9 protein-coding genes are annotated in these 10,209 nt (G+C 61.9%); 5 read left to right on the forward strand and 4 right to left on the reverse strand.

Going from position 1 to position 10,209, the window contains the following annotated elements:
• Window positions 1-68 precede the first annotated feature (68 nt).
• Window positions 69-1,754: a long-chain-fatty-acid--CoA ligase gene (locus BFQ03_RS15275; RefSeq protein WP_065943488.1), complete on the forward strand. Its 1,686-nt coding sequence runs from the start codon at window positions 69-71 to the stop codon at window positions 1,752-1,754.
• A 3-nt stretch (window positions 1,755-1,757) separates the two neighbouring features.
• Window positions 1,758-2,942 (forward strand): acetyl-CoA C-acyltransferase, encoded by a 1,185-nt coding sequence (locus BFQ03_RS15280; protein ID WP_032863528.1) that lies wholly within the window; start codon window positions 1,758-1,760, stop codon window positions 2,940-2,942.
• A gap of 137 nt (window positions 2,943-3,079) precedes the next feature.
• Here the strand turns inward: BFQ03_RS15280 and BFQ03_RS15285 are convergent, their stop codons facing one another.
• Window positions 3,080-4,282 carry a 3-oxoadipyl-CoA thiolase gene (locus BFQ03_RS15285; RefSeq protein ID WP_065943489.1) on the reverse strand — a complete coding sequence of 401 codons (1,203 nt, stop codon included), beginning with the start codon at window positions 4,280-4,282 and terminating at the stop codon, window positions 3,080-3,082.
• A gap of 2 nt (window positions 4,283-4,284) precedes the next feature.
• Window positions 4,285-5,817 (reverse strand): 3-hydroxyacyl-CoA dehydrogenase, encoded by a 1,533-nt coding sequence (locus BFQ03_RS15290; protein ID WP_065943490.1) that lies wholly within the window; start codon window positions 5,815-5,817, stop codon window positions 4,285-4,287.
• A 161-nt stretch (window positions 5,818-5,978) separates the two neighbouring features.
• Between BFQ03_RS15290 and BFQ03_RS15295 the strand changes: the two genes are divergently transcribed.
• The 3 genes from BFQ03_RS15295 to BFQ03_RS15305 all read left to right on the forward strand — a co-directional run bounded on the left by BFQ03_RS15295 (window position 5,979) and on the right by BFQ03_RS15305 (window position 8,663).
• Window positions 5,979-6,407, forward strand: a complete 429-nt coding sequence (locus BFQ03_RS15295) for a PaaI family thioesterase (protein WP_032863532.1) — start codon at window positions 5,979-5,981, stop codon at window positions 6,405-6,407.
• Window positions 6,404-7,735: a hypothetical protein gene (locus tag BFQ03_RS15300; protein ID WP_223232739.1), complete on the forward strand. Its 1,332-nt coding sequence runs from the start codon at window positions 6,404-6,406 to the stop codon at window positions 7,733-7,735. Before BFQ03_RS15295 ends, BFQ03_RS15300 begins: the two co-directional genes overlap by 4 nt.
• Before the next feature lie 139 nt (window positions 7,736-7,874).
• Window positions 7,875-8,663 (forward strand): IclR family transcriptional regulator, encoded by a 789-nt coding sequence (locus BFQ03_RS15305; RefSeq protein ID WP_032863533.1) that lies wholly within the window; start codon window positions 7,875-7,877, stop codon window positions 8,661-8,663.
• 49 nt (window positions 8,664-8,712) lie between these two features.
• Here the strand turns inward: BFQ03_RS15305 and BFQ03_RS15310 are convergent, their stop codons facing one another.
• Both BFQ03_RS15310 and BFQ03_RS15315 read right to left on the reverse strand, forming a co-directional pair.
• Window positions 8,713-9,642 (reverse strand): electron transfer flavoprotein subunit alpha/FixB family protein, encoded by a 930-nt coding sequence (locus BFQ03_RS15310; RefSeq protein WP_065943491.1) that lies wholly within the window; start codon window positions 9,640-9,642, stop codon window positions 8,713-8,715.
• A gap of 2 nt (window positions 9,643-9,644) precedes the next feature.
• Window positions 9,645-10,209 (reverse strand): electron transfer flavoprotein subunit beta/FixA family protein (locus tag BFQ03_RS15315; protein ID WP_065943492.1); only part of this gene is annotated, 565 nt, incomplete at its 5' end.

Raw genomic sequence — 10,209 nt, forward strand, 5'->3', positions numbered from 1 at the left:
AGCGAGATGGCACTCGCCATACCGCCCGCATATCGATTAACCCAGACTCATAACAATAGGGTTTTAGAATGTTCAATCATCACCTGCCCCATTGGCCGGAGGGTGCGCCCCACCACCTGACACTGCCGGACACCAGTCTTTTCTGTAACCTGGAGATCGCTGCCCGGCGTTATCCACAAAAGACCGCGATCATTTACTACGACACCCTCATCACCTACGCCCAGTTGCTTGATGAGGTCGAGCGGTTGGCCGGGTATTTCCAGTCCCAAGGGATCAAGCGTGGCGACCGGGTGCTGCTGTTCATGCAGAACTCGCCTCAATTCATCATCACCTACTACGCCGCCTTGCGCGCCGACGCCATGGTGGTACCGCTCAACCCCATGAGCCGCGCCAGCGAACTGGAACACTACCTGCAAGATACTGACGGCGAGATCGTCGTCTGCGCTCAGGATCTCGCGCCTTTTGTCACGCCGCTGCTCGGCCGCTTCAAGCTGCGCCAGGTGCTGACGACCGCCTATTGCGAATACCTGCGCCAGCCCACCGACCTGCCCCTGCCGCCCGAATTGCTCGTTGCGGTACAAACCGCGACGTTGCCTGGCGTGGTGCGCTGGCAGGCTGCACTCGATTGCGGCCAACAGCCCGGCCCGCACCTCAGTGGCGCGGACGATCACTGCGTGATGCCTTACAGCTCCGGCACCACCGGCGTGCCCAAGGGTTGCCTGCACACCCATGCATCAGTGATGGCGACGACCGTGCATCGCCAGGCCTGGACTAACCGCACTTGCGAAGACGTGGTACTGACCACACTGCCGCTGTTCCATGTCGCCGGCATGCAGTCGTCGATGAACGGGCCGATTTTCAGTGGCGCCTGTGTGGTGGTCATGACCCGTTGGAACCGCGAAGTCGCCGCGCAGTTGATGCAACGTTATCGCGTCAGCAACTGGTCCAATATCGTCACCATGGCCGTGGATTTCCTGACCCAGGACGGGCTTGATCGCTATGACTTATCGAGCCTCAACTACATTGGCGGTGGCGGTGCGGCGATGCCCGGCCCGGTCAAGGACAAGCTCAAACAGCTATTGGGCCTGGACTACATCGAAGGTTACGGCATGACCGAAACCATGGCAGCGACCCATATGAACCCCAAGGCGCGCAGCAAATCCCAATGCCTGGGCATTCCGGCGTTCGACGTGGACTCGCGCGTTATCGATAGCACGACTGGCCTGGAACTGGCGCCCCACGAGGTGGGGGAAATCGTCTGCCGTGGCCCGCAAATTTTCAAAGGCTACTGGCGGCTTCCGCAAGACACCGAAAAAGCCTTTATCGAACTGCAAGGTAAACGTTTCCTGCGTACCGGCGACCTCGGTTACTACGACGAAGACGGCTACTTCTTCATGGTCGACCGTATCAAGCGAATGATTAACGCCTCCGGCTACAAGGTCTGGCCTTCGGAAGTCGAAAGCCTGATGTACCGCCATCCGGCGATCAAGCAGTGCTGCGTCATCTCCTCCCCCGACGCACGCCGAGGGGAAGCCGTCAAAGCCCTGGTGACCCTGCACCCCGAGCGACAGGACACCACGGCCGACGACATCACCGAGTGGTGCAAGGCCAATATGTCGGCCTACAAAGTCCCGGCCACCATTGAGTTTCGTGAGCATCTGCCGCAATCCGGCGCCGGCAAACTGCTATGGCGCCAGTTGCAGGATGAAGAATGGGCCGCCCACGCCCCCACCAGTACTGGCACAGGAAACTGATTGATGTCTGACGCCGTTATTGTCTCCACCGCACGTACCGCCCTCGGCAAATCCTACCGGGGTGCCCTGAACAACACCCACAGCATCGACCTGGCCGGGCATGTGATCCAGCACGCCGTGGCCCGGGCCGGGATTGACCCGGGGCTGATTGAAGATGTGATCCTCGGCGCGACGTTTCATGAAGGCGCCCAGGGCAAGAACATGGCGCGCCTGGCAGCCATTCGTGGCGGGTTGTCCACCACCACGGCGGGGTTGTCGATCAACCGTTTTTGCAGTTCGGGCCTGCAAGCCATTGCCCTCGCGGCCCAACGTATCGTGTCGGAGAAAGTCCCGGCGATGATTGCCGGCGGCGTGGAATCCATCAGCCTGCTGCAAAACGACAAGCTCAATACTTATCGCGGGCAGAACCCGTGGCTGCTGGAGCACAAGCCTGAGCTTTATCTGTCGATGATTGAAACCGCCGACATCGTTGCCCATCGCTACAACATCAGCCGCGAGGCCCAGGACGAATACGCCCTGCTCAGCCAGCAGCGCACCGCCGCCGCCCAGGCCGCTGGGTTGTTTGATGATGAGATTGTTCCCTTCAGCACCCGCATGCTGGTCAAGGACAAACACAGCGGCGAGGTCAGTGAACAGGCGGTAACCCTGACCCAAGACGAGTGCAACCGCCCCTCCACCACCCTGGCCAACCTGGCCTTGCTGGAGCCTGTGCGCGGAGCCGGGCAATTCATCACGGCGGGCAACGCCAGCCAGTTGTCTGACGGGGCATCGGTATGCCTGGTCATGGACAGTCTGTATGCCGAACGCAACAACCTCGAACCGCTGGGGATTTTCCGCGGTTTTGCCGTGGCCGGTTGCGAGCCGGACGAGATGGGCATCGGCCCGGTCTACGCCATCCCGCGCCTGCTTAAGCGCAACGGCCTGAAAATCGACGATATCGACTTGTGGGAACTCAATGAAGCCTTCGCCTCGCAGGTAATCTACTGCCGTGAAAAACTGGGCATTCCCCTAGAGAAGATCAACGTCAACGGCGGCTCCATCTCCATCGGTCATCCTTATGGTGTCACCGGCTCACGCCTGACCGGCCATGCCCTGATCGAAGGCAAACGGCGCGGCGCCAGATATGTGGTAGTGACCATGTGCATCGGCGGCGGACAAGGCGCTGCCGGCTTGTTCGAGATCGTCTAAAAACCGAGCCAAAGCGCGAAGCTGCATTCCCTGTGGGAGCGGGCTTGCTCGCGAAGGCGGTGTGTCAGTCAATTGATTCGTTGGCTGATACACCGCATTCGCGAGCAAGCCCGCTCCCACACTAGTATGTAGTGGCTTCAGTCAAGCCGCTCGATCACACAGGCAATGCCCTGGCCAATCCCGATGCACAGGCTCACCAGCGCGTAGCGCCCTTGCTGGCGCTCCAGGCTACGCAAGGCCGTCAGGGCCAAGCGGGCACCCGAGGCACCCAGCGGGTGGCCAATGGCAATCGCACCGCCCTGGGCATTCAAACGCGGATCGTCAAAGGCCAGGCCCAACTCTTTGGCGCACCCCAGTACCTGGGTGGCGAAGGCCTCATTGATTTCAATCACATCCATATCCGCCAGGCTGAGCCCGGCACGCGCCAAGGCCTTGCCAATGGCCGGTACCGGCCCCAGGCCCATCACCCGCGGCGCAACCCCCGCGACCGCACCGGCCACGATCCGCGCCCGTGGCTTGACCCCGTACCGCTCACCGATCGCACGGTTGCCAACGATCAGCGCCGCCGCCCCATCGTTGATCCCCGAGGCATTCCCCGCCGTGACCACGCCACCGTCGAACAGCGCCCCCAGCCGGGCAAGCGCCGGCTCATCGGTGGACGGCCGTGGGTGCTCATCAGCCAGTACCTCCTTGGGCGGCAACTTGCGCCCTTGCGGTACCCGCACCGGCATCAGTTCCCCGTCATAAAAACCCTCGGCCAGCGCCTTGGCATACAGCGCCTGGCTGCGCGCCGCGAACGCATCACTGTCGGCACGGCTGATGCCCAGATCGCGCGCAATGTTATCGGCGGTTTGCGGCATGCTGTCGGCACCGAATTCGGCCTCGATCAGCGGGTTGGGAAAACGCGCACCGATGCTGCTGTCGAAGACCTGGAAGGCCCGGGAAAACGCCGCCTCGCTCTTGCCGACAACAAACGGCGCACGGCTCATGCTCTCGGTGCCGCCAGCGATAAACAACTGGCCTTCATCGCAACGGATCATCCGATTCACATCCAGCAACGCCGCCAGCCCCGAGCCGCACAAGCGGTTGACGGTCAGGCCCCCCGTGGTCAATGGCAACCCCGCGAGCAATGCCGCATTGCGGGCAACGTTGCGCGCATCTTCACCGGCCTGGCAGGCACACCCCGCCACGACGTCTTCATAGTCGGCGCCAGCGAACGGGCTGCGCGCCACCAGGGCGCGAATGACTTCGCCCAGCAAGTCATCGGGGCGCACGCTGGCCAAGGCACCGGCGCTGCGACCAAAAGGTGTACGCAGGCCATCATAGATATAAGCGGACATGGTTATTGCTCCTGCACAGCAGAGGGATGATCAGGGGATTGCAGGCTCAGGCCCAGTTGCACCCGGCGACGCAGCCAGGGGCTGGGGCGGTAGCGCGGCTCTTCATAACAACCTTGAATGCCGCGCAACACCGTGAGGATCTTGTCTGCACCATAGAATTCGGCGAAGGCCAGCGGGCCGCGCGGATAACCCAGCGCCAGCATCACCGCACGGTCGAGGGTGGCCGGGGTGGCGATGCCACGCTGGACGATTTCCGCCCCCAGGTTGGCCACGCAGGCCACCACGCGCTGGATGATGAAACCGGGCGAGTCATTGATCACTTCCACCGGCACGCCGCTGCTGCCAAGGGCCTGCACCGCCTGGGCTTCCAACGCAGGCTCAAGCGCCGGTTGGCGCATCAACACCAGGCGCTTGGAGAAATCGCAGAAGGTGTCCAGGGCCAGGGTGCGCTCAGCCGGTAAACCCAGGCGCGCAATCATGCTGCTGGCATCTTCGCCCAATGGGGTAATCAGGCAGATCGCGTTGGCCGGTGGTTGAACGGCCTCTTCAAGCGTCGCCCCGCCAGCGGCGAGCAAGGTTGCCACCTCAGCGCGCACGTGCGGCTCCTGGCTGTCGAGCCAGAAGGCACGCTCGACCGCTACAGCCGCTCGCTTGAGCGGTGGCGAACGCAGCTGCTGGCCGTCGACATACCGATAGAAACCATGCCCGTCACTCTTGCGTCCCAGCAAACCGGCGGCCACGCGCTGGGCTGCCAGGTAGGAAGGCGTGTAGCGGGGGTCACCATAAAACTGCGCGTAGATCGACTCCATCACCCCGTGGGAAATGTCCAGCCCGGTGAGGTCAAACAACTCGAAAGGCCCCATGCGAAACCCCGGGCCATCGCGCAGGATGCGGTCGATCTGTTCGACATCGGCGATGTTCTCGCCAAGGATGCGCAAGGCTTCAGTGCCATAGGCGCGACCAGCATGGTTGACCAGAAAACCCGGTGTGTCCGGGGTTTGCGCCGCAAAGTGGCCCGCTGCCTCGGCCAACGCGCACAAGCGCTCTACCACCTGCGCCTGGGTACGTTCACCGCGCACCACCTCGACGATCTTCATCAGCGGCACCGGGTTGAAGAAGTGAAACCCGGCCACCCGTTCAGGGTGCTGGCAACCGCTGGCAATCTGCGTGACGGACAACGAAGACGTGTTAGTCGCCAACACGGCGCTCGGCGCAACGATGGCCTCCAACTGGCGAAACAGCCCTTGCTTGGCCTCCAGGTTCTCGACGATGGCTTCGATCAACAGATCGCAACCGGCCAAGGCTTCCAGGCTGTCAGCCGGCTGCATGCGCGCCAGGGTCTGCTCCAATTGCTCGGGGTTGAGCTTGCCCTTGGCCACCTGGCGCGCCAACCGGTCTTTGTTAAAGCTCAGCGCCTGCTCGACCGCCTCGGGACGCACGTCATACAGCAGCACCTCGCAACCTGCCGTCGCAAACACCTGAACAATGCCACGCCCCATGGCGCCACTGCCAATCACACCGATACGTGAAAACATGGTTTCTCCGATTTTATGTTTCGCTGTGCAGAACCTAATTCCATATTGACTAGAATACTAATTATTGTCAGGCTCAACTTCAATCTAAAAACGGCTCTTTGCGGAACATACCGTGCGTAGCAAGTGCCGCCGCTCACCCCATAACAAAAAGAGAACACACCATGACCGTCTCACCACCCTGCGACCTGCAAGGCCTATTCAGTGGATTCGCTGCGTACCTGGGCCTTGATCTGGTTGAATACGGCCAGGCGCAAACCGTCATCGCGTTGCTGGTCAACCCCGAGCATCTCAACCAGGCCGGCAACCTGCACGGCGGTGTGATAGCGGCCATGGCCGACGCGGCGCTGGGCATGTGCGGCACCTGGAATATCGACCCGGACCTGTGGCGCTTGTCCCTGACCCTGTCACTGAACATCAATTACATGGCTCCCGCCCCCGCAGGCAGTCGGGTGCGGGTCATTGCCCGGGTGCGGGGCGGTGGGCCGAAAATCTACATGGCCGCTTGTGATGTGCTCGATGCCGAGGACAACCTGCTGGCCAGCGCTGAAGGGGTGTTCAAACGCAGCCGCCTGCGGCGCCTGCCCGCGTGAAGCTGACACGCCTGCTGCCACTGGCCCTGCTCTGCGAACTGATTGCCCTGGGCACACGTACCACTGCGTTCAGCCTGATCGCGGCGCTGCTGTTCGGTTTGTTTTTTATCCGTCACTGGCAGTCGCTCATGCCCTACCCTCGGCGCCTGGGCCTGGCGACGCTGGCGCTGCTCGCGATATGGCTGGTCAAGGCCCCACTGGACCTGCCCACCGTCCAGCGCATCAGCAGCGCGGCCGCCTATTACGCGGCGTTCATTGGTGGCCTGGGGCTGATGGGTTGCCTGGTCAAACGCCTGCCGGCACTGCGCGAGGTGCATCGTTTTTTGTTGCGTGGACCACGGGCCCTGCTCTATCCGCGCTACTTGCTGGCGGCGCTCGGGTTGGGGTCAATCCTCAGTTTCGGCATGCTCAACCTGATGTGTTCAACCCTGCACAGTTACCTGCAACACTTTGCCCCCGATCACCCGGCCCAACGCGATGGCCAGCGAGGTGTTCTGACCGCTGCCATTCGCGGCTTTGCCCTGGTGCCGTTAATCGCGCCAACCAGCATTGTGGTGGCGATCATTACCCGTGAAGTCCCCAGCCTAACCTGGACCGACCTGTTGCCTTACGGCGTGATCGCCACGGTGCTGCTGATGCTCATTGGCGCACGCACGGAAAACCGCCATTTGCAGACATTGGTGGATGAGTCGCCAGAAATCCCCGCAGCCTCGCTCACGCCTCTGGTCCTTGGCACGGCCTTGGGCATTGGCGCGATTGTCGCGCTGGCAAGCTTCAGTTGGCTGAACATCACCCAGGCGTCGTTGGTGGTGGTGCCGCTGCTGGTCAGTGGCTGGTTGTTCCTTGAAAGCCCTGGCAAAGCCTACGACGAATTGGCCGAGCATCTGGCGGGCATGCGCAATGAGGTCTTTATCTTCGGCTGTTCCGCGCTGTTCGGCGCGCTGTTCAATCAACTGGTGTCCCTGGATCAACTGGTGCCGCTACTGGGCGGTTCCTCCCAGGTATTTGTGCTGCAATGCATTGCCCTGCTGGGTATCGTCGGGCTCGCGCTGATCGGCATTGCGCCGATTATTACCCTGAGCATTTGTGCCGGCTTGCTGGCCCAATTGCAGGCGGCCGGTGTCAACCCTCTGGGCCCCGCCGTCAGCCTGGTCTGCGCCTTCTCCCTGGCGATGCTGCTCTCGCCCTTTGGCCCCGCCGTGCTGATCCTCGCGCGTACCGCAGGCACCTTGCCGTGGACGATTGTCCTTACCTGGAATGGCCGCTTTGCGCTGATCGCCATCCCGGTATTACTCGCCCTGTCCTGGGTCGTGCAATGGAACCATTAGCGGAACAGGATTCCGCTATGCTGCCATTTCGCGCGACTATATAAGTCATTGCATTGAAATCACGCCGGTTACTGCCCACACTGCCTGGCATTATCGGCTAACCTCTTCCACTGCCAGCCCGCTGCCCACATGAGCCTCCATGACTGAAGAAATCGAAACGCCCGAGAACGAACCCAAGGACCGGAAATTCGTCGAGGCCCTGAGTCGGGGTCTCGAAGTGTTGCGCGCGTTCACCCACGGCAACGTCACCCGGGGCAACCAGGACATCGCGCGGATTACCGGGCTGCCCAAGCCCACGGTTTCGCGCCTGACCTACACCCTGACGCAGCTTGGCTACCTGAGCTACAACCAGGACGTGGAAAAGTACCAACTCGACTCCGGGGTGCTGGCCCTGGGGTATGCCTATGTCAACAACCTGCGGGTCCGCCAGTTGGGCAAACCGCTGATGGACGAGTTCGCACGGCGCACCAACACCACCGTTGGCCTCACCTGCCGCGATCGGTTGTCGATGATTTATGTGGAAAGCTGCCGCCCACCCGACGTGGCCAGCCTGCGCATGGAAGCCGGCGTGCGCCTGCCCCTGAGCACTACTGCGGCGGGCCGTGCCTACCTGGCCGCCACCCCGGAAAACGAGCGGGCACACCTGATCGGCGAAATTGCCAAGAAGGCCGGTGACGAATGGCCGGCCCTGGAAGCCTCGCTGAACGAATCGTTTCGCGAGTATGAGGAGTTCGGTTTTTGCCTGTCCCTCGGCGAATGGGACCGCAACGTCAACGCCGCTGGCGTTCCGCTGCGCCTGACCGACGGCAGCATCATGGCCCTGACCTGTGGCGCGCCGAAATTCCAACTGCCGACCGACACCCTGCAAAGCTCCCTGGCCCATCAACTGGTGATGTTGGCCAGGGACATCGAAAGCCTGGGCGCCTGATCGCCATGGGTCCTGCAGGCGCGAAACTGTTCGCGCCTGCAGGACCCATTTACAGGCTACCGCTCAACTCGGGAACCGCCTCGAACAAGTCCGCCACCAGGCCGTAATCAGCCACCTGGAAGATCGGCGCTTCTTCGTCCTTGTTGATCGCAACGATCACTTTGGAGTCTTTCATACCGGCCAAATGCTGGATCGCGCCGGAGATACCGACCGCGATGTACAGCTGTGGCGCAACGATCTTGCCGGTCTGGCCGACCTGCATGTCGTTGGGTACGAAGCCTGCGTCGACCGCCGCGCGCGAAGCGCCGACCGCCGCGCCCAGCTTGTCGGCCAGGGCGTACAGGTGCTTGAAGTTGTCACCGTTCTGCATGCCACGACCGCCGGAAACGACGATCTTGGCAGCGGTCAGCTCAGGGCGGTCCGACTTGGCCAGTTCTTCGCCAACAAAGCTGGAAGTGCCAGCATTGTGCACAGCCGCAACGGCTTCAACGGCAGCCGAACCCCCTTCCGCGACAACCGGGTCGAAGCCGGTGGCGCGTACGGTGATGACTTTGACGGCAGCTGTCGATTGCACGGTGGCAATGGCGTTACCGGCGTAGATCGGGCGCTTGAAGGTGTCGGCGCTTTCCACCGAAACGATCTCGGAGATCTGGTCGACGTCCAGCTGCGCGGCAACGCGTGGCAGGATGTTTTTGCCGTTGGAGGTAGCGGCAGCCAGGATGTGGCTGTAGGAAGCGCCAAGCTCTGCAACCAGAGGCGCGACGTTTTCCGGCAGTTGGTGCGCGTAGGCAGCGTTGTCAGCCAGCAGTACTTTGCTCACGCCAGCTACTTTTGCTGCGGCTTCAGCCACGGCGCCAGCGCCTTGACCGGCGACCAGTACGTGGATGTCGCCACCGATTTTGGCGGCGGCAGCAACGGTGTTCAGGGTGGCCGGGGCCAGCACCTTGTTATCGTGTTCGGCGATTACGAGGATAGTCATGATCAGATCACCTTCGCTTCGTTTTTCAGTTTCTCGACCAGTTCAGCCACCGACTTGACCTTGATCCCCGCGCTGCGTGCAGCTGGCGCTTCGACTTTGACGGTCTTGTTGGTGGAGGCGGTGGAAACGCCCAAAGCATCAGGAGTCAGCACTTCAAGAGGCTTTTTCTTGGCTTTCATGATGTTTGGCAGGGACGCATAACGCGGCTCGTTCAAACGCAGGTCGGTGGTGACGATGGCCGGCAGTTTCAGGGAAACCGTCTGTGCGCCGCCGTCGATTTCGCGGGTCACGGCAACGCTGTCGCCGCTGACTTCGACTTTCGAGGCGAAGGTGCCCTGGCCATAACCGGTCAGTGCAGCCAGCATCTGGCCAGTCTGGTTGTTGTCGCTGTCGATCGCCTGTTTACCGAGGATCACCAGTTGTGGCTGCTCCTTGTCGACAACGGCTTTGAGCAGCTTGGCAACGGCCAGCGAGGTCAGTTCTTCAGCGGATTCGACGAGCACCGCGCGGTCGGCACCCAGCGCCAGAGCGGTACGCAGCTGCTCTTGAGCAGTGGATGGCCCTACG

This window comes from Pseudomonas sp. 25 R 14 (assembly GCF_900004755.1).
GTDB classification, from domain to species: domain Bacteria; phylum Pseudomonadota; class Gammaproteobacteria; order Pseudomonadales; family Pseudomonadaceae; genus Aquipseudomonas; species Aquipseudomonas brenneri.

What these genes read in the sequence shown, in the direction of transcription:
- BFQ03_RS15290 (WP_065943490.1), bottom strand. Translation starts at nt 5,817, where the DNA reads ATGTTTTCACGTATCGGTGTGATTGGCAGTGGCGCCATGGGGCGTGGC.
- BFQ03_RS15310 (WP_065943491.1), bottom strand. Translation starts at nt 9,642, where the DNA reads ATGACTATCCTCGTAATCGCCGAACACGATAACAAGGTGCTGGCCCCG.
- BFQ03_RS15275 (WP_065943488.1), top strand. Translation starts at nt 69, where the DNA reads ATGTTCAATCATCACCTGCCCCATTGGCCGGAGGGTGCGCCCCACCAC.
- BFQ03_RS15305 (WP_032863533.1), top strand. Translation starts at nt 7,875, where the DNA reads ATGACTGAAGAAATCGAAACGCCCGAGAACGAACCCAAGGACCGGAAA.
- BFQ03_RS15285 (WP_065943489.1), bottom strand. Translation starts at nt 4,282, where the DNA reads ATGTCCGCTTATATCTATGATGGCCTGCGTACACCTTTTGGTCGCAGC.
- BFQ03_RS15295 (WP_032863532.1), top strand. Translation starts at nt 5,979, where the DNA reads ATGACCGTCTCACCACCCTGCGACCTGCAAGGCCTATTCAGTGGATTC.
- BFQ03_RS15280 (WP_032863528.1), top strand. Translation starts at nt 1,758, where the DNA reads ATGTCTGACGCCGTTATTGTCTCCACCGCACGTACCGCCCTCGGCAAA.